Origin of the sequence: Trichococcus patagoniensis (genome assembly GCF_003051085.1) — a bacterium.
GTDB classification, from domain to species: domain Bacteria; phylum Bacillota; class Bacilli; order Lactobacillales; family Aerococcaceae; genus Trichococcus; species Trichococcus patagoniensis.
Window position 1 is genome coordinate 25,326 of sequence record NZ_QAOM01000020.1, and the last position, 26,140, is coordinate 51,465.

At 50.0% G+C, this 26,140-nt stretch carries 27 protein-coding genes; 22 read left to right on the forward strand and 5 right to left on the reverse strand.

Going from position 1 to position 26,140, the window contains the following annotated elements; translation table 11 throughout:
- Window positions 1–88 precede the first annotated feature (88 nt).
- The 10 genes from C8U37_RS12055 to aroD all read left to right on the forward strand — a co-directional run bounded on the left by C8U37_RS12055 (window position 89) and on the right by aroD (window position 10,746).
- Window positions 89–1,012: a carbohydrate ABC transporter permease gene (locus tag C8U37_RS12055; RefSeq protein ID WP_108033477.1), complete on the forward strand. Its 924-nt coding sequence runs from the start codon at window positions 89–91 to the stop codon at window positions 1,010–1,012.
- A gap of 5 nt (window positions 1,013–1,017) precedes the next feature.
- Window positions 1,018–1,857 carry a carbohydrate ABC transporter permease gene (locus C8U37_RS12060; protein WP_108033478.1) on the forward strand — a complete coding sequence of 280 codons (840 nt, stop codon included), beginning with the start codon at window positions 1,018–1,020 and terminating at the stop codon, window positions 1,855–1,857.
- A gap of 13 nt (window positions 1,858–1,870) precedes the next feature.
- Window positions 1,871–2,284: a hypothetical protein gene (locus C8U37_RS12065; protein WP_108033479.1), complete on the forward strand. Its 414-nt coding sequence runs from the start codon at window positions 1,871–1,873 to the stop codon at window positions 2,282–2,284.
- Window positions 2,285–2,307: 23 nt separating this feature from the next.
- Entirely contained in the window at window positions 2,308–3,753 is a 1,446-nt protein-coding gene (locus C8U37_RS12070; RefSeq protein ID WP_108033508.1) for a glycoside hydrolase family 43 protein, read from the forward strand.
- 37 nt (window positions 3,754–3,790) lie between these two features.
- Window positions 3,791–4,756 carry a glycoside hydrolase family 43 protein gene (locus tag C8U37_RS12075; RefSeq protein ID WP_108033509.1) on the forward strand — a complete coding sequence of 322 codons (966 nt, stop codon included), beginning with the start codon at window positions 3,791–3,793 and terminating at the stop codon, window positions 4,754–4,756.
- 4 nt (window positions 4,757–4,760) lie between these two features.
- Window positions 4,761–6,212, forward strand: a complete 1,452-nt coding sequence (locus tag C8U37_RS12080) for an alpha-N-arabinofuranosidase (protein ID WP_211306231.1) — start codon at window positions 4,761–4,763, stop codon at window positions 6,210–6,212.
- A gap of 1 nt (window position 6,213) precedes the next feature.
- Window positions 6,214–6,450: a DUF6171 family protein gene (locus C8U37_RS12085; protein WP_108033480.1), complete on the forward strand. Its 237-nt coding sequence runs from the start codon at window positions 6,214–6,216 to the stop codon at window positions 6,448–6,450.
- A 113-nt stretch (window positions 6,451–6,563) separates the two neighbouring features.
- On the forward strand, window positions 6,564–8,552 hold the full coding sequence (locus C8U37_RS12090; RefSeq protein ID WP_108033481.1) for a glycoside hydrolase family 127 protein: 1,989 nt from the start codon (window positions 6,564–6,566) through the stop codon (window positions 8,550–8,552).
- The gene (locus C8U37_RS12095; protein WP_170100284.1) at window positions 8,545–9,816 is read left to right on the forward strand and encodes a glycoside hydrolase family 27 protein; all 1,272 of its coding nucleotides are present in this window, start codon (window positions 8,545–8,547) and stop codon (window positions 9,814–9,816) included. The genes C8U37_RS12090 and C8U37_RS12095 overlap by 8 nt, the downstream gene beginning before the upstream one ends.
- A 150-nt stretch (window positions 9,817–9,966) precedes the next feature.
- Window positions 9,967–10,746, forward strand: coding sequence for a type I 3-dehydroquinate dehydratase (gene aroD, locus C8U37_RS12100; protein ID WP_108033483.1), 780 nt, complete (start codon window positions 9,967–9,969; stop codon window positions 10,744–10,746).
- A 282-nt stretch (window positions 10,747–11,028) separates the two neighbouring features.
- Here aroD and C8U37_RS12105 read toward each other — a convergent pair whose 3' ends face one another.
- Window positions 11,029–12,006: an aldo/keto reductase family protein gene (locus C8U37_RS12105; RefSeq protein ID WP_108033484.1), complete on the reverse strand. Its 978-nt coding sequence runs from the start codon at window positions 12,004–12,006 to the stop codon at window positions 11,029–11,031.
- 214 nt (window positions 12,007–12,220) lie between these two features.
- On the opposite strand from C8U37_RS12105, the gene C8U37_RS12110 reads away from it, so the two are divergent.
- On the forward strand, window positions 12,221–13,120 hold the full coding sequence (locus tag C8U37_RS12110; RefSeq protein ID WP_108033485.1) for an aldo/keto reductase: 900 nt from the start codon (window positions 12,221–12,223) through the stop codon (window positions 13,118–13,120).
- Between the two features lie 262 nt (window positions 13,121–13,382).
- Window positions 13,383–14,780 carry a 6-phospho-beta-glucosidase gene (locus C8U37_RS12115; RefSeq protein WP_108033486.1) on the forward strand — a complete coding sequence of 466 codons (1,398 nt, stop codon included), beginning with the start codon at window positions 13,383–13,385 and terminating at the stop codon, window positions 14,778–14,780.
- Between the two features lie 255 nt (window positions 14,781–15,035).
- Here the strand turns inward: C8U37_RS12115 and C8U37_RS12120 are convergent, their stop codons facing one another.
- From C8U37_RS12120 to hisJ, 3 genes are all read right to left on the reverse strand, one after another.
- Complete coding sequence (locus C8U37_RS12120; RefSeq protein WP_108033511.1) at window positions 15,036–15,896, reverse strand: DegV family protein; 861 nt, start codon at window positions 15,894–15,896, stop codon at window positions 15,036–15,038.
- On the reverse strand, window positions 15,886–16,461 hold the full coding sequence (locus C8U37_RS12125) for a DUF1836 domain-containing protein (protein WP_170100285.1): 576 nt from the start codon (window positions 16,459–16,461) through the stop codon (window positions 15,886–15,888). The genes C8U37_RS12120 and C8U37_RS12125 overlap by 11 nt, the downstream gene beginning before the upstream one ends.
- A 158-nt stretch (window positions 16,462–16,619) precedes the next feature.
- Window positions 16,620–17,426, reverse strand: coding sequence for a histidinol-phosphatase HisJ (gene hisJ / locus C8U37_RS12130; protein WP_170100286.1), 807 nt, complete (start codon window positions 17,424–17,426; stop codon window positions 16,620–16,622).
- Window positions 17,427–17,584: 158 nt separating this feature from the next.
- Between hisJ and C8U37_RS12135 the strand changes: the two genes are divergently transcribed.
- The 10 genes from C8U37_RS12135 to C8U37_RS12180 all read left to right on the forward strand — a co-directional run bounded on the left by C8U37_RS12135 (window position 17,585) and on the right by C8U37_RS12180 (window position 25,021).
- Window positions 17,585–18,406, forward strand: a complete 822-nt coding sequence (locus C8U37_RS12135; RefSeq protein WP_245879837.1) for an ATP phosphoribosyltransferase regulatory subunit — start codon at window positions 17,585–17,587, stop codon at window positions 18,404–18,406.
- Between the two features lie 12 nt (window positions 18,407–18,418).
- Complete coding sequence (gene hisG, locus C8U37_RS12140) at window positions 18,419–19,036, forward strand: ATP phosphoribosyltransferase (RefSeq protein WP_108033490.1); 618 nt, start codon at window positions 18,419–18,421, stop codon at window positions 19,034–19,036.
- Window positions 19,023–20,273: a histidinol dehydrogenase gene (hisD, locus tag C8U37_RS12145; RefSeq protein WP_108033491.1), complete on the forward strand. Its 1,251-nt coding sequence runs from the start codon at window positions 19,023–19,025 to the stop codon at window positions 20,271–20,273. Before hisG ends, hisD begins: the two co-directional genes overlap by 14 nt.
- Window positions 20,270–21,268 (forward strand): pyridoxal phosphate-dependent aminotransferase, encoded by a 999-nt coding sequence (locus tag C8U37_RS12150; RefSeq protein ID WP_108033492.1) that lies wholly within the window; start codon window positions 20,270–20,272, stop codon window positions 21,266–21,268. Before hisD ends, C8U37_RS12150 begins: the two co-directional genes overlap by 4 nt.
- Window positions 21,265–21,843: an imidazoleglycerol-phosphate dehydratase HisB gene (gene hisB / locus C8U37_RS12155; protein ID WP_108033493.1), complete on the forward strand. Its 579-nt coding sequence runs from the start codon at window positions 21,265–21,267 to the stop codon at window positions 21,841–21,843. Before C8U37_RS12150 ends, hisB begins: the two co-directional genes overlap by 4 nt.
- Window positions 21,840–22,415 carry an imidazole glycerol phosphate synthase subunit HisH gene (hisH, locus tag C8U37_RS12160; protein ID WP_108033494.1) on the forward strand — a complete coding sequence of 192 codons (576 nt, stop codon included), beginning with the start codon at window positions 21,840–21,842 and terminating at the stop codon, window positions 22,413–22,415. The genes hisB and hisH overlap by 4 nt, the downstream gene beginning before the upstream one ends.
- Window positions 22,416–23,120, forward strand: a complete 705-nt coding sequence (hisA, locus tag C8U37_RS12165; protein ID WP_108033495.1) for a 1-(5-phosphoribosyl)-5-((5-phosphoribosylamino)methylideneamino)imidazole-4-carboxamide isomerase — start codon at window positions 22,416–22,418, stop codon at window positions 23,118–23,120.
- Window positions 23,117–23,881 carry an imidazole glycerol phosphate synthase subunit HisF gene (gene hisF, locus C8U37_RS12170; RefSeq protein WP_108033496.1) on the forward strand — a complete coding sequence of 255 codons (765 nt, stop codon included), beginning with the start codon at window positions 23,117–23,119 and terminating at the stop codon, window positions 23,879–23,881. Before hisA ends, hisF begins: the two co-directional genes overlap by 4 nt.
- On the forward strand, window positions 23,874–24,515 hold the full coding sequence (gene hisIE / locus C8U37_RS12175) for a bifunctional phosphoribosyl-AMP cyclohydrolase/phosphoribosyl-ATP diphosphatase HisIE (RefSeq protein WP_108033497.1): 642 nt from the start codon (window positions 23,874–23,876) through the stop codon (window positions 24,513–24,515). Before hisF ends, hisIE begins: the two co-directional genes overlap by 8 nt.
- Before the next feature lie 227 nt (window positions 24,516–24,742).
- Window positions 24,743–25,021, forward strand: a complete 279-nt coding sequence (locus tag C8U37_RS12180; RefSeq protein ID WP_108033498.1) for a DUF503 domain-containing protein — start codon at window positions 24,743–24,745, stop codon at window positions 25,019–25,021.
- A gap of 342 nt (window positions 25,022–25,363) precedes the next feature.
- Here the strand turns inward: C8U37_RS12180 and C8U37_RS12185 are convergent, their stop codons facing one another.
- On the reverse strand, window positions 25,364–26,122 hold the full coding sequence (locus C8U37_RS12185; RefSeq protein ID WP_108033499.1) for a GNAT family N-acetyltransferase: 759 nt from the start codon (window positions 26,120–26,122) through the stop codon (window positions 25,364–25,366).
- Window positions 26,123–26,140: the final 18 nt, after the last annotated feature.

The window sequence follows — 26,140 nt, forward strand, 5'->3', positions numbered from 1 at the left end:
GCAATGGAGTGACAAGGAAGTAATCTGAAAATTCATATGGCATTCTTAATCGGAATCGCCATATGATTTTTTTTGAAAGGAAGATAATATGCAAACATCTGAAGTTATAACCACCAAAGTCAATGCTAAAGATAACAAGAAAAAAAGCTTTCAATTTCTGTATTTCATAGGACCCCACTTGATTTTGTTCTTTGTATTTGTACTTTTGCCGATCATATACGGTATTTATTCTTCATTCACACAGTGGAACCTTATTTCCGACCAGACTTGGGTAGGTTTGAATAATTACAAGACGATTCTGTTGGACCAAGAATCGACGTTCTATTTCCAATTCCGGAATGGGCTGAAAAATACCTTGCTCTTTGTGCTCTACACAATCCCTTTCCAAATTCTGTTCCCGCTGATAATCGCAACCGTCATGCAGCATAAAGGACTGAAATTCAAAGGATTGTTCCAAGCTATCTTTTATGTTCCAGGGCTCGTTTCCGCCTCGGCAGGTGCCTTGATTTGGCTATTGATCTTTAATCCAAGATTGGGCCCGATGAACAACTTGGTCAATTCGGATATCGTTTGGACAGCCCAGCAACCCTATGCCTGGATCGTCATCTTCGTGATGTCGATGTGGGGTGCGATCGGGGGCAACCTGATCATTTATCGTTCCGCTATGGCTGGGGTCTCGGAGGATCTTTACGAAGCAGCTGAAATTGATGGTGCGGGTTCGTTCCGGAAATTCATCAGCATCACGCTTCCTTCCATCCGTTTCCCGTTGTTCTATACATTCGTCATGTCCACTGCAGGTGCATTCAATGTCTACGTTCAGCCTTTGATGGCAACAAACGGAGGGCCTAATCAGTCCACCACCGTTCTGATGATGTATATCCGAAACTTGGCATTCGGCTCGGGCGAGTCCGTTGCGGGTATGGCCTCTGCAATGGCCGTCCTGTTGGGACTGGTCATTCTGGCAGTGTCAGCCTTGCAATTCTATGTCATGACGAAAAGATCGAAGGGGTGAAAAAGATGAAAAAAAACAATGTTTCAAAATATTTAGCCTATGCCTTCCTGGTTTTGTTGGCGCTTGTCTGGTTATTCCCGGCGCTTTTCGGACTGTTCACCTCCTTCAAATCCCAAGGCGATATCATGGACGTGGGCTTCCGGATGTTCCCGGCCAACTGGATCGTCACCAATTACCTAAAATTACTGCAGAATACGTCGAGTGCACCGATCATCACGTGGTTCTTTAACTCGTTGTTTGTTTCAACTACGCATGCCTTGTTGGTTGTGGTAGTCGTCTCCTTGGCTGCATTCGGTTATACAAGGGTCCATTTCAAAGGCCGGGATGCCTTGTTCTATGGCGTGCTTGCCATCTCGATGTTCCCCTCCGCCGTGAATATCATTCCTTCCTATAAAATAGTGGATTCGCTAGGCTGGGTGAACACTTACTTGGCAGTCATTATCCCAGGCTTGGGCGGCGTCGGAAATGTATTTTTGGTTCGCCAATTCATGCAGAATATTCCGAAAGAATACGATGAGTCCGCAAGAATGGATGGCGCATCGGATTTCGTGATCTACAAAAACATCATTCTGCCGTTAGTGAAGCCTGTGCTGATCGTTGCGGGCATGTTCTCGTTCGTCGGTTCATGGAATGATTTCCTCTGGCCGACCATCGTGTTGAGCGACGTCAAAAAAATGACGATTACAGCCGGTCTGCAGTTGCTGCAGGACTTGTACGGCAACTATGTGATGATCGGGCAACTGATGTCCGCTGCGGTCATCGCCATGATTCCGACCGTGCTGCTGTTCGTTTTTGCACAGAAATATTTCATTGATTCATTGAATCTCAATGTAGGCATTAAGTAACGGGGTGTAGAAGATGAAAAGGACTTTGGAAAGAAACCTATTAAGAGGCGGTGCCATCTGGAATCTCATCAATGGGATGGTCACAATATTGGGATATGCAACATGGATCAAGACATCCGGAATTGGTGCGCTGTCCTCCGGGCTGTCATCTGATATCAATTTCGACGGTTCTTTGATCGACTCCGTCTACACGATTGCAGTCGGGTACGGAATTCTGCAGTTGATCATCGGTGTGTTCAACATCATTGTGGTGCGCAGTCTACGGAATAACCAAATACAGAAACGGGTAATTGTTTGGCTGGGTGGATTGCTCCTCTTCTCCACCATTACACTGGATGTCATCGGCATCATCATCTACTCGGTGCTGTTCGTCATCTATCAATCACGCAATAAAGCGATCCGATTGGCAAACCAATTGTCCGTTTAGAAAGAAAAGGTGAGGCTGTGATTGTGCGTAAAAAGATACTAGTTAGTCTATCAGCCGTTGCCCTGTTGGCTGGCTGTAGTGAAGCAGCTGAAAATGCGAAAGCGGAACTGAACCAGGAGGTGGTCAGCCTGAATCAAGATTTTAAGGAAGCCTCCGTCCATGACCCTTCCATCATTTTTGCGGAGGATCAGTACTATGTCATCGGGTCGCATCTGGCATTCGCGAAGAGCGCGGATTTGATGAACTGGGAACAAATAGCGACCAGTGTGTCGACAAGCAAGCTATTCGAGGACGTCTCGGTTTCGTTGGCAGAAAGCTTCGCTTATTCCAGAACGGATACACTCTGGGCAAGCGACATCACCCAACTGAAGGACGGGAAATATTATCTTTATTATTGTTCCTGTGAAGGCAGCAGCCCGCTGTCGACTTTAGGCGTTGCTGTATCGGATTCAATTGAAGGACCCTATGAGGACAAAGGAATTTTTTTGACATCCGGCACTGAGAGTGTGACCGGCGGAGCGTTCGATGCGACGCAAGAGCCGAACGTCATCGATCCCCACGTTTTTTATGATGAGGAAGAAAGGCTATGGATGGTTTATGGATCTTACTCGGGAGGCATTTTTATACTGGAGATGGACGCCGCAACAGGTTTTCCGAAAGAAAATCAAGGCTATGGGAAAAAGTTGTTGGGCGGCAACCACAGCAGGATTGAAGCCCCATATATTCTGTACAACAAGGACACAGACTATTATTACTTGTTCTTGTCGTTTGGAGGCTTGGACGCAAGCGGCGGGTACAACATAAGGGTCGCGCGATCGAAGCATCCCGATGGGCCGTATGAGGATGCAAGCGGCAATGCGATGATCGATGCCAAGGGTGAAGAAGGGACCTTCTTCGATGATGAGGCGATCGAAAAATACGGGACCAAACTTATCGGCAATTTCGAGATTACGAATGATCAGGAGATTCCGATCGGTGGCTATGTGTCACCAGGGCATAATTCAGCCTATTATGATGAAGCTGAGGATAAGTACTACCTCATTTTCCATGCTCGCTTCCCGAACAAGGGCGAGCACAACGAAGTGCGAGTGCATCAATTGCTCTTTAATTCGGATGGTTGGCCGGTGATGACGCCACTGCGATATGCCGGAGAGTCACTCAGCACTTTGGGAGCAGAGGATATAGCGGGAGATTACCGCTTCTACAAAATGGACAATGCGATCGATGCCGAATATGAAGAGGAACTCGCGCTGACTTTGACTGCTTCGCATCTTGCTTACGGTCAAGGCGGCGGCTATTGGAAAGGGTCGGAATTGCCGAATGAATCGAGTTTGGTCGTGAATTTCACCGAGTACAAAGGCTACTTCATCAGACAATGGGATGAAGTGAACGGGGTTGAAACGACGACTTTTTCAGGCATGTCCAATGCAGGGGAAGTCTTGTTCGGTATCAAAAAAACAGAAGATTAGAGTAAAGAATAAAGAGGTGGATGCTTTGATTAAGGCTATGATAACTTACAAAAACCCAATCGTGATCGAAAGAGCAGATCCATGGGTCTACAAACATACGGACGGCTATTATTATTTCACCGGATCGGTTCCGGGCTATCAGGAGATCGAGGTGCGCCGCGCGAAAAGCCTGAACGAATTGGAGCATGGAGAGCGCGCAAGCGTCTGGCAGGCGCATGCAACGGGTGCCATGAGCAGCCTGATTTGGGCGCCGGAAATCCACTTCATCCAAGGGCGTTGGTACATCTATTTCGCCGCAGCAGGAACGGATGAAGTTGCCAAAGGAACGTTCCAGCACCGCATGTACGTGCTGGAATGCGACAATGAAAATCCGCTGACCGGCAATTGGATCGAAAAAGGCCAAGTCAAAACGGCCTTCGAAAGCTTCAGTCTGGATGCGACTGTGTTCGAATTGGGCAACAAACTCTATTACGTCTGGGCCCAAAAAGATCCGGCCATTCCGGGCAATTCCAATCTCTACATTTCCGAAATGCAGAACCCTTGGACGCTCTGCGGCAAGCAGACGCTCCTGAGCATTCCGGCATACGCTTGGGAAAAAGTCGGTTTCCTGGTGAACGAGGGGCCTGCGGTCATCATCCGCAACGGCAAAGTCTTCATCAGCTATTCCGGCAGTGCGACCGATGAAAATTATTGCATGGGCCTGTTGTGGGCGGATGCGGAAAGCAACCTGCTGGATGGCTACAACTGGCATAAACTGGCGGAACCGGTCTTCATGAGTTCCGAAAAAAACCGGTTGTTCGGGCCGGGACACAACAGTTTCACCCGCAGTGAGGACGGAAAGCAGGATGTACTGATCTATCACGCGCGGCCAAAAATCGTGACGGAAGGCGATCCATTGGATGTGCCGGACCGCCATGCGCATGCGCAAGTGTTTTCTTGGAGTGAGGACGGCTTTCCGGTTTTCGGTGAGCCGGGACAGCCAATGACTGGAAGGGAAGGATAGCGATTTGAATAAGATAAAAGTAACCTTGAACAGAGAAACAGGGACGATCAGCCGTTATATATATGGTCAATTTGCGGAACACCTGGGCAGATGCATCTATGAAGGCGTCTGGGTGGGAACCGATTCGGAAATCCCGAATGTCAATGGCATCAGACAAGATGTTGTGGAGGCCCTGAAAGCCATCCAGGTTCCGGTCATCAGATGGCCGGGCGGCTGCTTCGCGGACGAGTACCACTGGAAAGACGGCATCGGTCCTACCGAAGAGCGCGCAACCATCGTGAATACGCACTGGGGCGGTGTGACCGAAAACAACCATTTCGGTACGCATGAGTTCTTTGAATTGTGCAGACAGGTTGGGGCCGAAGCCTACATCAACGGCAACGTCGGCAGCGGAACGGTCCAGGAAATGCAGGAATGGGTCGAATACATGACGATGGACGGGATTTCGCCGATGTCGAAGTTACGGCGTGAAAATGGCCAAGATGAGCCTTGGAAAGTCAAATTCTTTGGCGTCGGCAATGAGAGTTGGGGCTGCGGCGGCAACATGCGGCCGGAATACTACGCCGATCTGTACCGGAGATACCAGACCTACGTCAGACAGTACACGAAAGAACCGCTGTACAAAATAGCTTGCGGTCCGAACATCGACGACTACAACTGGATGGATGTGCTGATGAAGAATGCTGCACCGTTCATGGACGGCATCAGCCTGCACCATTATGCGCTGGCGTCCGTATGGGAAGACAAGCGCCCGGCGTTGGGCTTCCCTGAAAAAGAATGGTTCTCGTTGATCGACAGCGCCTTGAAGATGGATGAATTGATCACGCGGCACAGCACAATCATGGACAAATACGATCCTGACAAACGCGTCGGACTGATCGTGGATGAATGGGGCTCCTGGCTGGCAGTGGAGCCGGGCACAAACCCTGGCTTCCTCTACCAACAGAACACGATTCGGGATGCGATGATCGCAAGTCTGACATTGAACATTTTCCATAAACATGCGGGTCGCGTGCAGATGGCGAACATTGCCCAAATGGTCAACGTACTGCAAGCCATGATCCTGACCGAAGGCGGCCAGATGATCAAAACGCCTACCTACCATGTGTTTGATCTGTACAAGAACCACCAAGACGCCACACTCGTGGACGCGGATGGCGCTGTTTCCGGCACAACCAGCTACACGGTCTCCAAAAAAGACGGCGTCATGACGGCATCCTTCTGCAATTACAGTCTGACTGATGCAGAAATTGTCACGTTGAGCCGTGTCGACGGCACTTTCGGGGAAGTAGCAGCAGAGGGGATTTTCGGAAACAAAACGGATGATCATAACTCATTCGAAAATCCTGAAGCTGTTTCGAAACAAGCATTCACTGATTTCGCTGCGGATGGCAATGAAGTGACGATTACGTTGCCTCCGATGAGTGTCGTTTCTTTATACGCAAAGGGAAATTGACATGACCTGCAAAGGCTGCGAACGCCACAATCAGATGATGGAGCTGGATATCGATAGCGCCATCGATGAGCAACTGTCGATGGAGCTGAACCACGCTTCCGAAGAGCTGCGGGACCAACGGCTTGCGGTCTGCAACGGGTGTCCTGCACTCTCGGAGCATACGTGCCGGCATTGCGGCTGCTTCGTGCGATTCCGCGCCAGCCTTCAGGAGAAACGTTGTCCTTTGGGCAAGTGGTGACCCTTATCCGCATTTACGCTCATAGTAACAAGAATAGCTGCCGGCTTGCTGGTGGCTTTTCTTGTATCATGATTTCGATAAGGAAAAAAATTTGGATGAAATGAGGATTCAGAATGAATAGACAAATGCTGCAGCAACAGCCGGAAGTGACAGTAACAGACAGCTTTTGGCGGCATTATATGCAACTGGTGAAGGAGGAAATGATCCCTTTTCAATGGGATGTCCTGAATGACAGAGGCGACATCATCATCGAAAGCGAACGGGACGATGCGACCATTCCCACAGAAAAAAGTCATGTGATCGAAAACTTCAAGATAGCGGCAGGGCTGAAGGAAGGCAATCATTACGGCTGGCTTTTCCAGGACAGCGACTTATACAAATGGATCGAAGCGGCAGCCAATACGCTTGCAATCGAAAAGGATCAGGCTCTCATCACCCAAATCGAGGAAACGATTGCTCTCTTGGAAGCGGCGCAGGAGGATGACGGATATTTGAGCACCTATTATCAGATCGATGCCCCGCAGCTGAAGTTCAGGAGGCTGTTCGAAAGCCATGAATTTTACTGCATCGGGCACCTGATCGAAGCCGCCATCGCCTATAATGAAGCGACCGGTTCCGATCGGCTGCTGCAGGTCGCCGATAAAGCGATCGCTTGCATCGAGGCCAATTTCGGAAAAGCTGAAGGGAAAATCGACGGTACGGATGGCCATCAGGAAATCGAGCTTGCGCTTGTGCGCCTGTACGAGCTGACGGGCAACCAAAGATACTTGGATCTGAGCGCTTATTTCCTAGCGGTGCGGGGCCAAAATCCGCACTTCTTTGCGGACCAGCTGGAAGAAAATGATCGCTTGGGTTTGAAGCAAGGATCGAAGCCCTTCATCAATACCGTCTATCATCAAGCGGATAAACCTGTCAGCGAACAGGATACGGCCAGAGGGCACGCTGTCCGGTTGGTCTATATGGCACAGGCGATGGCGGGTACCGGGCACCACAAGCAAGATGAAAAGTTGGTTGTTGCCGCAAAAAAAATCTGGAGCAATATCGTCCAAAAACGCATGTATGTCACAGGCGGCATCGGCTCGACTGTCCGCGGGGAAGCGTTCACCTATGATTATGACTTGCCGAATGATCTGATGTACTGCGAAACATGCGCGGCGATCGGGCTGCTGAATTTTTCGAATGAACTCTTGAAAAGCGAAACCGACAGCAAGTATGCGGATATCATGGAAAGGGTGCTCTATAACAGCATCATCAGCGGAATGGCCTTGGACGGAAAACACTTTTTTTATGTGAATCCATTGGAAGTGGACCCACTAGCGAGTGCCGGAAATCCGGACAAGAGCCATGTGAAGGCGACGCGGCCTTCTTGGTTCGGTTGCGCCTGCTGTCCGCCGAACTTGGCGCGCACGTTGCCTGCTGTCGGGAGATACGCCTTCACGCAAAAAGCTGATGAAGTGCTGCTCAATCTGTTCATCGACAGCGAGTTGGTCGCGGAACAAGAAGGCAAAGCATACACGATTCGACAAAACCATACATTTTCCGAAACGGGCAAGACGCTCATCACGGTTGAAAAAACATCCTCCGAACTGCTGCGATTGGGCATCCGCATCCCTTATTGGGCGGAAAATCCGCTGATAATTGTGGCCGGCGAAGCAGCGGTTGCTGAAATCAGCAATGGCTACACCTACGTGACCGTAAAGTCCGAATCGACGGAAATCGAATTGACCTACACCATCGCAATCAGCGAACTAGAGGCACACCCGCTCGTCAAAGCGGATAAGGGCAAAGTCGCCCTGCAACGAGGTTCGTTCCTTTATTGCATGGAAGAACAGGATAACGGGAAGCATCTGCATCTGCTGTCTTTGACCGGTGCAATCCAGCCGCGTTTCCAATCGGATCAGATACTCGGCGATATCGTCTGCCTGGAAGCCGAAGGAGAGTTGCAAGTGCTGGAAGATGAGTGGCAGGACAAGCTGTACCGCGTCCGTCAGGAACCGCAATCCGTTCCAAAAAAACTGACGTTCATCCCGTACTATAGCTGGGGCAATCGGTCTTTGGGAGAAATGCAGGTATGGATCGACAAGGAGGCTGCACATGTTTAGGGATTACGCACCGACACCACCAAAAGGGTGGAACAGCTGGGATTCTTTCGGAGCAAGCGTGACGGAAGCGGAAGTGTTGGGAAACGCCGAAGTGATGGCGGAAAAGTTGAAGGAATTTGGTTGGGAGTACGTTGTGGTGGACATCCAGTGGTACGAACCGCACGCCGATTCCTGCGCCTATCATCCGTTTGCAGAACTTAATCAGGATGAATACAGCCGCTTGCTGCCTGCCGAGAACCGATTTCCTTCGGCAGCGGGGGGGCGAGGCTTCAAACCGTTGGCGGATGCGGTGCACGGAATGGGGCTGAAATTCGGCATCCATATCATGCGCGGCATCCCGAGGCAGGCGGTTCACAACAATACCAAGATTTTTGGTGCGCAAATAACAGCACGGGAAATTGCGGATGCGAATTCCATCTGCCCGTGGAATACGGATATGTACGGAGTGGACCCATCGAAACAAGGCGCGCAAGCTTACTATGATTCGCTGCTGGCTTTATATGCTTCTTGGGGAGTCGACTTTCTGAAAGTGGATGATATAGCGGATTCAAAATTATATGGAACCCACACAGGCGAAATCGAGCTGATCCGGAAAGCCATCGACGGCTGCGGCAGGCCGATGGTGTTGAGCCTCTCGCCGGGTCCCGCGCCGATTGCGTTCGGCACCTTTTTCCAACGCAATGCCAACATGTGGCGGCTGACGGATGATCTGTGGGACAACTGGGATCAGCTCCACGATATGTTCGGACGCTGCGCGAAATGGTCGGCTTTTGTCGGCGCCGGCGCTTGGCCGGATTGCGACATGCTGCCGTTGGGACATATCGGCACCCGGACCGCGGCTGACGGAACCGAGGCGCGCATGACGCGGTTCACGAAAGACGAACAGCGCTCCCTGATGACGCTGTGGTCCATTTTCCGTTCACCGCTGATGTTCGGCGGTGATCTGCGGAACTTGGATGCTTGGTCGCAATCCCTGTTGACCAATCCGTATCTGATCGATGCGCATCAGGACGGGCGCGTTGCAAGGGAAGTGTACCGGAAGGATGATTTGGTGATCTGGGTTTCGGAAAGCGACGCCAGGCAATATGTAGCTTGCTTCAATCTTTCGGATGAACCAGTGCGTTTGCCTGAAGCGGCCGGGGAATGGCTGCAGTCCATTGGGGAAGAAATGCATGAAGTTTGGGGTAATCGGACGGTATCGGTGATAGATGCGCAAACGGCCTTCATCGCCCCGCACGGCGTCGCTTTGTATGTCACTAGGTAGGAGAAGATCCACAGAGTGACCGGATCGGAAAAGTTCCGTAAAGTGTTCCTATGCTTTTGGCGCAAAAAACGATAAAATGGGAAGTATCATATACTCGGAAGTTCAACTTCCTTTGACCGGAAGGCTTCGTTCAAGGAAGAAGGGACCGGAATGCGCCATGGAGGGGATAGACCATTGAAAACCGTTCAAGTGAAAGATGTCGTCTTCAACGAAGGCAGGCCAAAAATCTGCGTGCCGTTGGTAGGGAAAACAAAACAGGAAATCATTGCTGAAGTCAAAATGCTGGAAAACGTTGCTTTCGACCTGGCCGAGTTGCGCATCGATCTTTTCGAAGGGGTAGAACACCCGGAGCAGGTCGGGGCATTATTGGCCGAAATCAACAGCCTCTACAAAAAGCCGTTGTTGTTCACGTTCCGCACCAAAAAAGAGGGCGGGGAGCGTGAGCTGAGCTTGGAACGCTATTTTGAATTGAATCGTTTTGCGATCCGGAGCGGGCTGGTGGACTTGATCGATCTCGAACTGTTCAGCTCTGAAGAAGACGTAATCAAATTGATTGCCGAAGCGAAAGAAAAAAACGTGAAAGTCGTCCTGTCGAGCCACGATTTTTTCCGCACCCCCCCTAAAGAGGAAATCGTCGAAAGATTGGTGAAGATGCAGGAGCTTGGCGCGGATATCACCAAGATTGCGGTCATGCCGCAGAGCGAGGGAGATGTCCTGACGCTGCTGGCGGCGACACTGGAAATGAAAAAAGCGAAAGCTGATCGGCCGTGCATTACGATGTCGATGGGCAAATACGGCGTCATTTCGCGGTTGGCAGGAGAACTGTTCGGTTCCTGCCTGACGTTTGCGGCGGCCAAAGAGGTTTCCGCTCCCGGTCAGGTATCGGTCCGCGATGTCCGTACCATCCTGGAGATCCTGGCTTTGGATTGAATAAAAGGAGCGGGTTTGCATATGGCTGGCCGGAGTTGCATCGCCGGAAGCGGTCCTCAGCTCCGGTCAGGTCGGCGCCCGCCGGAGGACAACGGTAACTTTCAGCCGCAACTCCGGCGAAGCCTTCCTCATCGGAGAAGGCAAACGGAATGTTGGCTGAACTCCGGCGAAGCCTCCGTTCACCGGAGTTCATGAAAGAAATCCTGAATAACAAGCCAAAGACCGTCTCCTCTATTCGAGACGGTCTTTGGCTTGCGTGCTTTTTAGGGATTCATCTCGCTCTCAGTTTCTTGGTTTGAAGCTGCTTACTTTCAGCAAAATTTGATTGATGCCAAGCAGGAGTTCGTCCGTCAGCTCCACATCCACCGACTTGATGTTATCCTCGATCTGCTCCGGACGGCTGGCGCCGATGATGGCTGAGCTGACGCCGGGTTGGCGCAAAATCCAGGCCAAAGCCAGTTGCGGCATGGTTACTTCCAACTCGTGCGCGATGGCTTCGATTTCCCCCACGGCTTCCAACAGGGACTCGTTTTCCAGATATTTTTGCATCGTACTGTTCAGCTTGCTGTTGGCGGCCCGGCTATTTTCAGGAACTTGGTGGCCGGTCTTGTACTTTCCGGTCAGGATGCCTTGCGCCAGTGGAGAAAAGACGACTTGCCCCATGCCGTTGGCCACGGAAACAGGCAGCACATCGACCTCGATGTAGCGCTCGATCATATTGTAGATCGGTTGGTTGGAAATGAGCGGCCGGAAGTTATGCTGTTTTGCGATCCGGTGGGCTTCCTGGATTTTATCGGCGGGCCATTCGCTGACGCCGGCATAAAGGATCTTGCCTTGACGCTGCAGATCATCGAGTGCCCAGAGCGTTTCTTCCATCGGTACTGTCGGATCGTAACGGTGGCATTGATAGAGGTCCAGATAATCCATATCCAGGCGTTTCAGGCTGGCATCGCATGATTCGATGATGTGCTTGCGCGACAAGCCCCTGTCGTTCGGGCCATCACCCATCGGGAAATAGACTTTGCTGGCGACGACCAGACTGGAGCGGTGATAGTCCTTCAGCACTCTGCCGAGCACAGTCTCAGCAGCACCCTTTTCATAAACATTGGCTGTGTCGAAAAAGTTGATGCCTGCTTCGTACGCTGTCCGGATGCACTGTTCCGTTGTTTGATCCGCTACGGACTTTCCGTACGTCAACCAACTGCCTAGTGCGATCTCGCTGACGCGCAAACCACTTTTCCCTAGATTCCTGTATTTCATCCGCTCGTCCTCCTTGGTTCATTTAATCCGACTTTGATGATATGCAAAACAGTTTTATATTCTTATCATAAGCCACAAAATTGAAATCGCCAAAGGAAAAGGCCACCAAACTGAATAAAATGGAAGCGCTGTGAATATTTTTGTATTAACGACAAAAAAAGGTATACTTGATGTAAGGAACTGTGTCAAAGAACAGAAAGGATGGTGTCTGTAAATGACAAACATAGATGAACACATCATGGAGTCTCTGCGGAAAGAGAATACCAATCGGATGGTGGCGTTGCCGGATGGCAGCAGCATGCCGCAAGTTGGGCAAGGAACGTGGTACTTGGGTGAGGACCCTGCAAAAAGGCAAGAGGAGATTGAGGCTTTGCGTTTAGGTGTGCAGCTGGGAATGACCCTCATCGATACAGCCGAAATGTACGGGGACGGGGAGTCGGAACGCTTGGTGGGGGAAGCGATCAAAGGCATCCGCGACCAAGTCTATCTTGTTTCGAAAGTGTATCCGCACCGGGCGAGCCGGAATGAAATTTTGGCGGCCTGTGCCGAAAGTTTGCGCAGATTGGATACGGATCACTTGGACCTTTATCTGCTGCATTGGCGTGGAGATGTATCTTTGTCCAAAACGATAGCCGGAATGGAGCAGTTGAAGGCCGAAGGGAAAATCGGCAGATGGGGTGTTTCCAACTTTGACATCCATGATATGCAGGATCTGCTGTCCCTGGAAAACGGGAACCAGTGCCAAGTCAATCAGGTTTTGTATCACCTGGGCTCCCGCGGGATAGAGTATGATCTGTTAAAGTGGCAACGGGAGCATAACATTCCGATTATGGCCTACTCGCCATTAGCGCAGGGAGGCCGGTTGCGTGAGCAACTTTTGGAGAGCGAGGAAGTGCAGCGCATCGCCAAAAAACATGGTGTCGAAGCGATCCAAATCATTTTGGCGTGGTGCATCATTCATCCGGATGTTGCAGCGATACCGCGATCTTCCAACCCCGATCATACGTACCTCAATGCCCAGGCTTCAAAAATCCGCCTGGATGATGAAGAGCTGAAACTGCTGGACGGAAGGTTCCCGGCACCCACTTTCAAAACGGCGTTGGATATCCTTTGAGGATGAAACAAACTGTTTCATTACTGAAACAAAAATCATTATAGGGAACCTGCAATCAAAATGTAAGGGGATTCTACGGATGCGTCGGGGTTGTGCTAAAATGAAATCATGAAAGTGAAAAGCCCTTTTACGGACGGTCGGAATGAAAGCCTTTACTGGCCGGATTTTCTGGATCTTATCCGCTTTTGTCAGGGAATGCATTGTCACGACAGAATTTTTGAGCCGGAAAGCAAAAAGAAACCAAAAATAGGAGGAAGCATGCATGTCGAAAGAAGCTTTGAAGATTGTTACGATTGGTGGAGGTTCCAGTTACACACCGGAATTGATTGAAGGATACATCTTAAGAAAAGATGAATTGCCTATCAAAGAAATTTGGTTGGTGGATATCGAAGCAGGTAAGGAAAAACTGGAGATCGTCGGCGCAATGGCGAAACGCCAAGTCGAGGCGGCTGGATTGGACTGGGAAGTCCACTTAACATTAGATCGTTTCAATGCTTTGAAAGATGCGGATTTCGTAACGACGCAATTCCGTGTAGGTTTACTGAATGCTCGTATCAAAGATGAGCGCATCCCATTGTCACATGGTGTTTTGGGTCAAGAAACCAATGGTGCAGGCGGCATGTTCAAAGCTTTCCGTACGATTCCGATCATCGGTCAAATCATTGCGGATATGAGAGTGCAATGTCCAGACGCATGGTTGATCAACTTTACGAACCCTGCCGGTATGGTGACTGAAGCAGCCATCAAACATTTCGGTTGGAAGAAAACAATCGGCCTATGCAATGTTCCGATTGGACACCGCAAAGTCGCAGCAGAAAAATTAGCGATTCCTGAAGAGGAATTATTATTCAAATTTGCCGGAATCAACCACTTCCACTGGCACCGTGTCTGGGATGACAAGGGCGCTGAACGCACAGATGAAGTGATCGATATGGTTTACGGACCACAAAAAACCGAAGATGAAAACCATCTGAAAAACATCCACAGTGCGCAATTCCACTACGAGCAATTGAAGGACTTAGGGTTGCTTCCATGCGGATACCACCGTTATTACTATATCGAAGATGAAATGCTGAAGCATTCCATCGAAGAGTTCGAAAAAGGCGAAACGCGTGCACAAGTCGTCAAGGCAACAGAAACGCGCTTATTCGAACTTTACAAAGATCCTGCTTTGAACTACAAGCCTGAGGAATTATCGCAACGCGGCGGTACGCATTACAGTGATGCAGCCTGCGAAGTGATCGCGTCGATCCAAAACGACAAACGCACGGATATGGTCGTATCAACAGCGAACAACGGCACAATCCAAGATATGCCTTATGATTGCGTCGTAGAAGTTTCCGCCTTGATCACAGCGCACGGAGCAGAACCATACAACTGGGGCGAAATGCCTTCCGCAGCCCGTGGGTTATTGCAAGGCATGAAGGCGATGGAAGAAACAGTCATCCGCGCAGCCATCACAGGCAGCTACGGTGCAGCATTACAAGCATTCACAATCAACCCGCTTGTGCCGGGCGGTACAACGGCTAAGACTTTGTTGGATGAATTATTGTATGCACACAAAGAGCATTTGCCTCAATTCGCAGAGAAAATCGCTGAAATCGAAGCAAACCAACCGGAAACAGTTGCTTACGTCGATGAATTGATGAAATCAAACTAAAAAACAGATAGCGCAAAAAGAGTGGCTGCCATTTCGGGCAGCCACTCTTTTTGTGTTTGAGACCTCCGGTGAACGGAGGCTTCGCCGGAGGTCGCCCAACATTTTTACTTGCGTTCTCCGATTAGGAAGTCTTCGTCGGAGCTGAGGCTGATCCTCTTCTGTGTCCTCCGGCGGCGGTGGGCTGGCCGGAGTTGGGTCCACATTCAGCCGCCGGTCTCCGACCAGCAACTCCCTCGTATTGTTTTTAATTACAAATCAGTCCTCAAGGACCATGATACCGATTCCCAGTAATCCGGGTCCGGTGTGGACACCCAATACCGGCGAAATTTGGCCCTCTGCGTAGATTTTTGCCCCGGCAACCAGATCCTTCAGCTGTTCTTTCATAACGAGCATCTCTTCGTAGGCATCCCCATGGCAGATGGACAAGTAGTAATTTTGGTGCTGTCCCAGTTTTTCGCGGGTCATGTCGATCAGTTTCTGGATACTCTGTTTGCGGCCACGCACTTTTGCGACTGTGTCGTAGATGCCTTCTTCGTTGCAGGAGATGATTGGTTTGATGTTCAAGGCGCTTCCCAGGATCCCGGAAACTTTACCGATGCGGCCGCCTTTCATCAGGTATTCCAAGGTGCCGACCCCGAACAGGATGGTGGACTTTTTCACTGCTGCTTGTGTTTTAGAAACGACTTCATCGAACGGAAGTCCCGCTTCGATCTGCTCGGCGGCGAAAAGCGCCACAAATCCTGATGCGATGGCGATATTCAGCGTATCGATGACGACGATCTGCATGTCTTGGATATCCTCCGCCAATAATTTGATGGCTTGGCAGGTGCCGCTCAAACCGCTGGAAATGGCGGATACGATCACTTGATCGAAGCCGTCCGCTTTGATCTTGGCAAAAGTTTCCGCAATCGTCTCCGGCAATGGCAAGCTTGTCTTTGGTATCTCTTCTTGGAATCTTGCGTAGACTTGCTCCGGTGTGATGTCGACCCGGTCGCGGTAGCTCGCGTCTTTATAATTGATCATCAATGGCAAGGTGTAGATATGGTATTTGTCGAGCAGCTCCTGTGGAATATCATTGCAGGAATCGGCCAAGACGGCAATAGAATTAGGTTTCATCATTTGTATTTTCTCCTTTTTGGGATGCGTGACTGACGCCATCCACCAAAATGATTTTTTGTGTCAACAATTTCGAAGCAAGCGACAGCGTGATCATCTTCAGTGCGATGTTTTCGCTGTGGATATCCTCCAAGGTATACGTGAAATGCTCTTTCTTGTCGAGATCACGGAAGAGCATACCGAAAGCATACTCCAATTCTTGGCAGAAGGTGTCGTACGCAATCTGGAATCCGCGGATGGAGACTTGCAGTTCCAGTCCTTTTTTCACCTCCGACAACGGCAATACCTGCTTGAGCAAGGTGATGACGATCAGTTGGGCAATGTGGGTTTTGAAATATTTCTTTTTCTCTGGTTTATCGATCAGCTGTAGTTTTACGTAATTATTGATCATAGCCGGTGTGATGATGCGTTCTTCCTGCGTTGCGTTCAGGAAACTCAACTGTTTTTCGATGATGGCGATCACTTGATCGCTGTAGACGCCAAAATCAGGCAGCTCATCAAAACGGATGAACGCCAAGTCCAGCAGCTGTTGCTGATAGTCTTCCAATTCCGGTTTAAGTTTCACGGGACAACCTGCTTTCTGGAATAAAAAAATCAACCTAGTTTTAAAAACTAGATGTGATGCTTTTGATTACTAGATAAATGTACCAGTATTCGGCGGAAAATTCAATTCCGAAGGCTCGGCGCTGAGTAGGATAAGATTATTAAAAAAAGAAGCCATATTCAGGCTTCTTTCCAATCATCATATTCTGTCTCTGTTGCCGTACCGAAATAACGGGCGACTTCATGGGAGGCGTGGGCATCAGAACCCTTCTCGTAGGACAGGCCGATTTTTATGGCGTAAGCCATCATTTCCGGATCCGGGTAAGTTTTGCCGTAGTCCGGTTTGTCGATTCCGGCAAAATTGTAGTCAAGCTTATAACCGCTCTCCTTCACCTTTTCCAAAAGCAGTTTCCAATCGATGGGGTCACTGACGCTGTAGGCTTTTTGGAACTTATGGATCAGATTGATGTGCCCGATTTTTTTCGGGGTCAGCTCTCCATACGGAAGCGCCAACGCCTTTTTGACAGCCGCCTCATATAATCTGTAGAGCGTTTCGTAGCCGATTTCTGCACCTTTTTGCGTGAACGATTCGCGGTCCAAGTCGATGCAGAAGTACTCTTCCAGCGCGAGCTGCACGAAATGGACGCTCAGAATCGAGTGCGGGACCGTCTCTGGGTATTTTTCCAGGAAAGCGCGCGTTTCCGTTTCTTTTCCTTCCAGATAATCCAATTCAAAACCGGCATGGATTTCGATCCTTCCTTTATACTTCTTGGCAAGCGAGAGGACTTCGGATAAGTAGGCATCGACATCTTCAGGGCGCATAGAACTGTCCTTGTCCGGAAGCGGATCTTCCATCGGTAAGGGCGCGTGTTCTGTGAAAGTGAGGGACTCGAGACCGGCCTCGATGGCAACCTTCACATAATTTTCCATTGCATCGGTTGAACCGTGCAGGCAATAGTGGGTATGGACGTGTCTGTCGCTGTGCATCTTCTTCTTCCTTCCTTCATAAAGTGTCATCATTTTAGGATACAATGTAGCAGCTTTCTATGGTATGATAACACCAACGTCTAATGGTATTCTAACGATATTCTAAGGATAACAGATGACCTATCAAAAAGAAATGGGAGTGAGACAGTTTGGACGAAATGATGACGAATGAATCATTGCTAGCGAAGAAACAAAGAGAGATGGGGTTTCTCCATCATTTCCACCACTTAGGGTACGATCTGATCGACCTGGGAGTCGTAGAGAAATTTGAGTGGACACAACTGTCTCATGATGACTTGCACTTGATGCTGAACCGGCATAAATGGCAAAGCGGCGATCAGTTGTTCGCCCTGCGCAGTGACTGGACGAATGCCATCGTGAGATACCGCAAGCAGTACCATTTGCGCGCCGATAAAATTGCCTACTCCGGCCCGGTCTATTCGCTGCTTAAAGAGCGCCATCAATTGGGTGTGGAAACTTTTACTGATTCGATTCCGAAACAGATCGAGGTTTTGGGCGATATGATCACCTTCATGGAGAATGAATTGGAACTCTACTTATCCGTCGCAGTAGTCAGCCATAACAAATTATTGAAAAAAATACTGAGCCCGCGCGAGTTGGAAGATCCTTCCGTCCGAAAATTCATCTGCGAAAGAAACCAGGATGCCTTGAAGCATCGTTTGGGTGCGGACCATCCGCTGATCGGTTTGATGGATCAAGCACCTACGGAACAGGCCGGCTATCTGAAGGAAAACTATCCGGAACTGACCGGACATTTGAATGAACTCGCGGAATGGGAAGCGACGCTGAAAAGCAAGAACGTGGATTACGTCTACGCAGATATGCTGGCATTGCCGAACCAATCTTATTACAAGGGAATCTTTATTCAGTTGTACGGAAAAAACCAAACGGAACCCGTCGCATCGGGCGGTCAATATACAAGCTCTTCCAAAGCATTCGGAATGGCCATCAACAATTAACGGAGGGAAAAAATGATTACTATCGCGCTATCAAAAGGCAGACAGCTTAAGGATTTTATCCAATACTTGGACGAAATCAACCTGGCGGAATGGTCGACAGCATTGAAGTCCGTTTCTCGGGAATTGGTCATTCAGACAAAGGACACCCGCTTCATTTTGGTTAAAGGAGAAGATGTGCCTGTATATGTGGAAGAAGGGATCGCGGATCTGGGCATCACCGGAAGCGATATTCTGATCGAGCAGAATTGCAACATCAACAATCTGATGGATCTGCCTTTCGGCTATTGCCATTTCGCCATCGCCAGCAAAGAGAAGAAGGACGTTTATCCAGTGGTCGCGACGAAGTACGTGAACTACACCAGACAATATTTTGATTCCATCAAGCAACCCGTGAAAATCATCATGCTGAAGGGGTCCGTCGAATTGGCCGCGACCATAGATATGGCGGATGCCATCATGGATATCGTTCAATCCGGCAAGACTTTGCATGATAACGGTTTGAGCGAGCAGGTCCGACTTGATGACATCAACGCACGCCTGATTTCGAACAAGCATGCTTATTTCTCCAAATATGATGAGATCCAGACTATAATCAATCAATTGAAGGTGAAGAATAATGTACACAACTAAAACGTTCAAGGAAGCTTACAAAACCAAAAACACGATCGACTTTTCGAAGACGCAAGCCGTTATGGAAATCATCCAGACGGTCCAGGAAAACGGCGATGCGGCTCTGTTCGAATACGCAAAACGTTTCGATGGGGCGGACATCACGGAATTGGAAGTGCCGCAGAGCGTCATCAAGGAAGCCTATGATACCTTGGATGCGGACTTGCGCGCTGCTTTGGAGGAAGCCCGCGACAACATCACGGTCTATCAAGAAAGCATCAAGTGGCAACAGTCTCCGGCTGGGGAACTGTACCAGAAAATCCATCCGCTGAACAAAGTCGGCATCTATGTGCCGGGAGGCAAAGCGAGTTATCCTTCCACAGTGCTCATGACTGCCGTATTGGCAAATGTAGCGGGCGTTAAGGAAACAATCGTCGTGACCCCGCCGCAAAAGACCGCCATCAACCAAGCGACGTTGGCTGCTTGTTATATTTGTGATGTAAAACACGTTTATCAAGTGGGCGGTGCCCAAGCCGTCGCTGCTTTGACTTACGGGACGGAAACGATTCCGCGCGTCGACAAAATCGTCGGCCCCGGGAATCAATATGTCGCCTTGGCCAAAAAGTTGGTCTACGGAGATGTCGGCATCGATTCGATTGCCGGTCCATCTGAAATCGTCGTAGTCGTCGACGAAACGGCGAACAACGAATGGGTTGCCATCGATTTGCTGGCGCAAGCCGAGCACGATGAATTGGCCCGCACCTTCCTTGTCTGCGACAACGAAGAGAAATTGGCCGCCATCGAAGCCGAACTGCTTGTCCAGAAAGCGAAACAAAGCCGCATCGAAGTCATCGAGGAGAGCCTGAAGCACAACCACTTCCCGATTTTGACGAGCGGTAAAGAAGAGAACATCGAAGTCGTGAATCTGATTGCGGGAGAGCACGTCTCGATCCAGACAAAAGACGCAGAAGACTACATAGATGCCATCGAAACAGCCGGAGCGATCTTCATCGGCGAATATTCGCCTGAAGCGATCGGGGATTATGTTGCCGGACCGAGCCACGTGCTGCCTACCGGAGGCAATGCCCGCTTTGCGAATGGCTTGTCCGTAAACGACTTCCTGCGCCCGAATTCCGTCCTGAATCTAAAAAAAGAAACGTTCCGAAAAATGGCTCCGGCCGGGATGCTGATTGCGACTGAAGAATCACTGCAGGCCCACCACGACTCCTTGGCCGTCAGAATGGGGGACGACAGATGATCCGCATCAATAAAAATGAAAGTCCCATCCGGGCGCTGACAAATGAAGAAATTGCGGAAATAGCCGTAGCGACGCGCTTCCAGGAGTATACGGACGATGCCATCGACCGCTTGACGGAAGCGTACGCCGCTTTCCACGGAGAAGATCCAGCCCTGATCGCTTTTGCCAACGGATCGGATGAATGGATCCAGAAGTGCACAATCCTTTTGGGGGACGGACCGATCCTGATGCTGGAGCCGGATTTCGTGATGTACGAAGAATATGCCGCACAATTCCAGCGCGAAATCATCAAAGTGCCGTGCAGAGCGGATTATTCCTTTGACTATGACCAAGTCTACGCTGTCATCGAGAAGGAAAAGCCTGCTTATTTCATCGTTTCGCAACCGAACAACCCGCTGGGCGGGTTGCATCCTGCCGCTTTCATCGAAAAGACGGCGGATCTGCTGGCGGAATATGGCGGCTATCTGATTTTGGATGAGGCCTATATGGATTTCGTGGACCATCCACCGGCGCGTCCGGTCGGGGATCACGTCATCCTTTTGCGTACTTTGTCCAAAATATACGGCTTGGCAGGTTTGCGTATCGGCATCGCCAGTTCTACGGAGAAGACGATGCAGTTGTTGAACTCCATCTCTCATCCGTATCCGCTCAATACGTTATCTTTGAGCATAGCGGCCTTTTTGCTGGAGCATCCGGAAAGGTTGCGCGCCTTTATGGCTGACCAGTGCCGCCTTTCCGCCAAATTGAAGGGAATCTTCAATGAAGGAGTCGGGGATATCCTTTCCGTGCTGCCAAGCGAAACGAATTTCGTCTTCACTTACGGTGAGTTGGCGCCTGCGTTGGGCCAATGGATCATCGACCACGGCTATCAGCCGCGCACGTATGAAAAATCAGGCATCCCGTGCATCGAAACGGCTGTCCGTTACTCGATCGCGACGGATGAACAGTTGGATGCCTTAGCCGAAATCATCAGAGAATGGAGAGAACAGCTGTGAGCGTATCAAAAGAGCGCATTACCAAAGAAACGAAAATCGCCATCACCTTGAGACGAGGGTTGGAACCTTCCGTCATCAATACGGGTGTGGGCTTCTTGAATCATATGTTGGATCTGTTTGCTTTCCATGGCCACTTCGTATTGGATGTGCAGGTGGATGGCGACACGGACGTGGATGATCACCATACGACCGAGGATGTCGGTATTGTCTTGGGACAGCTGTTGGCCGAACTGGGTCAGGATAAAGGCGCCATCAACCGCTACGGGAGTGCCTATGTGCCGATGGATGAAACCTTGGCCCGTTCCGTCATCGACATCAGCGGACGCCCTTATCTGAGCTTCAATGCCGCGTTTTCGAAAGAAAAAGTGGGTAGCTTTGATGTGGAACTGGTTGAAGAATTCTTCCATGGTTTGGTCATCAATGCCCGCTACACGGCGCATATCGACCTGATCCGCGGGGGCAACACGCACCATGAAATCGAAGCCATCTTCAAAGCCTTTGCGCAAAGCCTGCGCATCGCGATGGCCGACTCCGACGTACAGCGCCTGCCGTCCTCAAAAGGAGTGATCGAATGATAGCAATCGTTGATTATGGTTTGGGGAACATCGCAAACCTGACGAACGCCATCCGATTTCTTGGCTATGAAACGGTCCTGACGCATGACGAAGCCGAATTGCGCAAGGCTGACGTCATCGTCCTTCCGGGTGTGGGCCATTTCAAGGATGCCATCGAGCGGATCGATGCAATCGGTTTGCGGGAACTCCTAACGGAATTGGAGCAAACCAAGCCATTCATCGGCATCTGTCTCGGAATGCAACTCCTCTTCCAACACAGCGAAGAAGGCGATGTGGATGGTTTGGGCTTTTTGCCGGGCGAAGTGAAATATATCGTCAGCGACCTGCCGGTTCCGCATTTGGGCTGGAACAATCTGCATTCAAGCCAACCAGGTTTGGACCGGGATGTTTATTTCATCCATTCCTACAAGGTAGTGACTGATGAAAATGTTGTGGCAACGGCGGACTACGGCCAGGAAATCGTGGCGATCGTCCAGAAGGATAACGTCATCGGCATCCAGTTCCACCCGGAAAAAAGCGGGGATTACGGTCTGGAAATTTTGAACCAAGCTTTGCAAGGGGGATGGAAATAAATGATAGAGATTTGGCCGGCGATCGACTTGATCGACAACAAGAGTGTCCGTCTGACCGAAGGGGACTACGGGACAAAAGAAGAAATGCAGCGCACGCCTCAGGAAGCCATCGCTTTCTATGCGCAATATGAGCAAGTGAAACGCATCCATATCGTTGATTTGATGGGCGCTTTGAACCAAAAACCGGAAGAAACACCGTTTATCGAACAACTTTTGCAGCAAAGTGCGTTGCCTGTAGAAATCGGTGGAGGCATCCGTTCCGAAGAAACCATCACGCACTATTTCGAAAAAGGCGCCAGCTATGTGATCGTCGGGACAAAAGGGCTGCAGGATCTGCCCTGGTTGGCTGAGATGACGGCGAAATATCCCGGCAAGATCTACTTGGGTCTGGATGCAAAAGGCGAACTGGTCGCCGTGAACGGCTGGACCGAAACGGGCCGCCAGACCATCTATGATGTCGTGGAAGCGACGAATCCGATGGCTTTGGGCGGCATCATCTATACGGATATCTCGAAAGACGGTAAGATGGCCGGGCCGAACTTTGAGTTGACGGGCAAACTTGTCGAACTCTCGACCCATCCCATCACCGCATCAGGCGGCGTCCGCAACATCGAAGACATCAAAAAATTGGAAGCTTTGGGTGTGGCGGCAGCGATCGTCGGCAAGGCGGCCAATACCGATGCCTTCTGGGAGGGCTTGGCATGATAAAGAAACGGATCATTCCTTGCCTGGATGTAAAGGACGGCACCGTCGTCAAAGGCATCCAATTCAAGGGATTGCGCGAAATCGGCGATCCGGTCGAATTGGCGAAGCGCTACAATGCTTTGGGTGCGGATGAACTGGTCTTTCTGGACATCTCCGCAACCGAAACCGGGCACAACCTGATGATCGATGTCATCCGTAAAACGGCGCAACAGCTGTTCATCCCGATGACAATCGGCGGCGGCATCAAGTCGACGGATGACATTTCCCGTCTGCTGAACGCCGGAGCGGATAAAGTGAGCCTGAATTCATCGGCATTGGCGAATCCGCAGCTGATCAAGGAAGCAAGCGACAAGTTCGGCAGCCAATGCATCTGCATCGCTGTCGATGCGAAATGGGAAGCCGACAAAGAGGAATGGTATTGTTATACCCACGGCGGCAAAAAACGGACCGACATCAAGACGTTGGACTGGGTGCAGCAAGTGGAAGCGCTGGGGGCCGGCGAATTGTTGGTCACCAGCATGGATTATGACGGCATGAAGCAAGGCTTCGATCACCGCTTGCTGAATAAGATTCAAGACTTGGTTTCGATTCCGGTCATCGCTTCCGGAGGCGGCGGCAATGCCCAACATTTCGCCGACTTGTTCAAGGAAACGGATGTATCGGCCGGGTTGGCAGCCTCCATCTTCCATGATGAAGAAGTGTCGATTGCCGAAGTGAAAGACTGCTGCACGGAGAATGGAGTGGATATGCGCAATGTCTAAATATGATGCACTGGTGCCTGATTTTTCGAAAGGGTTATTGACTGTCGTTCTTCAGCACTTTACAAACAAAAATGTTTTGATGGTCGGCTTCATGAATGAAGAGGCCTTCGAATTGACAAAACGGGACGAAGTTGTCTGGTTCTTTTCCAGAAGCAAGGACCGACTCTGGAAAAAGGGCGAGTCCAGCGAACATTACCAGTTCGTGAAGGACATGTACCTGGACTGTGACCAAGACGCTTTGCTGATCATGATCGATCCGGCCGGTCCTACTTGCCACCGCAACACAGAAAGCTGTTTCGATATCCCGGTTGCCTTCGGGTTGGATGACTTGGAAGAAACCATCCGCCAACGCGCGGTCGGACATGATGAAAAGTCCTATACGAACTATCTGCTGGACAAGGGCACTGATAAAATCGCCAAGAAATTCGGCGAAGAGGCTTTCGAAGTCGTCATCGGCGCCAAAAACCACGACAAAGAAGAAGTGGCCAACGAAACCGCCGACCTGCTTTACCACCTCGGCGTACTCCTGTACGACCAAGGCGTCGACGTTGCCGATGTGACCAATGTCCTCATCGAACGCCACCAAAAGAAAAACAACTTCAAAGGCGAACGAAAAGATGTAGAAGAATACTAGGATACGATGAATCCCGTTTAGAAATCGAGCACTAAGAAGAAATCGCCATAGCGACCGGGTTTTGGTCTCTATGGCGATTTCAGCTTAGGCGGAGATTTCTGGGATTCAGAGTTCAACTACTGAGAGTATGATAACCGAAGCTATCCCTTGACAGAAGGGCATGTTTCGGTTATTTTTTGTGTTGAAGAGATAATGTTTCCATATTAAACTAAAATGGGGCGATGACGATGAACGTGTTGGTTGTGGAACTGTCTATGCGGCTTTTTGATTCCAATTCTCTGAAGGACAAGCGCAGCGTTGTGAAAAGCATCCTTGCCAAGATGCATCAACGTTACAATGTCAGTATTGCGGAAGTATCGGCGCAGGATATGTTGAACCAAGCCGTCATCGGATTGGCGGTTGTCAACAGCTCGCGGGTCCTATGCCAACAAATCGTGGATAAAATCATTGAGGAAATCGAATCGAATTATCCTGTGGAAATCTACCAAATCAACGAAATCGAATGAAAAAAAACGCACTTCCAATGGGCCGTCTCATAATTCCAATGAGCCGGTCTCTTTTATTTGTTTTTGAAGCCTTGTTAACATCTGGTTGGGTATTAATAAGGCTATCTGTCCCTTTCTTCTCCGGCGAACGAAGGCTTCGCCGGAGTTCAGGATGCATTCCGTTTGCGTTCTCCGGTGAAGGTGGACTCGTCGGAGTTGAGTCCGATTATTACCGGTTTACTCCGGTGAGCAGACCGTTCACCGGAGCTGGGGACGGATTGCACGCACTCATCCGGTCAGCGGGCGCAAAGAAAGGAAGAGGCTGCCTCTTTTGAGACAACTCCCTGGAAGTGCGTTGATCTTTTATTTAAAGACTTTCAGGAGCTCGTAGCGGAAAGAAACGTACGTGTAATTTTGGCGATTGTACATCTCGCGCGCCGTATCCGCCGCATCAGCCACCAAAAGGACGGTCTTCCCTTCGGCGTTGTCCATGACGAAGTTTTGAAGCGCCGTTCCGATCCCTTTATGCCGGGCGTCCGCATCGACGTAAAAATTATCGATTTCGATGCTGTCCTCTTTCAGATACAGATCGATGGAACCGACCGCTGCATCGGAGCAAATGGCCACGATGGGCCGGAATGCCGGATTGTCGAATTTGGCTTGGGTGTAAGGCTGCTTCTGTTTTGCGAATTCCTCGCTGACTTCCTTGTCTGCCTGTGCGGACAAGGCCAGATAGGCATCGCGATTATCGGCGTTCACCCAGTCCACTTTGACGTCGGAAGGCATTTCGGTCCTCGTCGGCACAAAGATTCCGGGAGGAGCCGCGTAAAGTTCCAATACATCCAGACTAAAGTCGTTCGATCCCAGATAGGAAATGATCGGCTGCGGAATTTCGCAATCTTCGGGCCAAATGAATTTTATGAAATCCTGACCATTTTTTTGCTGTTCCGATTTCAAATAGGACTCTGCTTCCATAAATTCAGCGAAGGTCGGGACGCGATGGAAATCCAGGTAATTTTCGACATGCATGAAAAGGGCTTTTTCATTGCGGCAATGCGTGTACAGAGGGGTGTCGTTGACTACGGTCTTGCTGTGTTCGATATCCTTGAAAGAAAAGGTCATTTTCGGACTCCTTAAAAA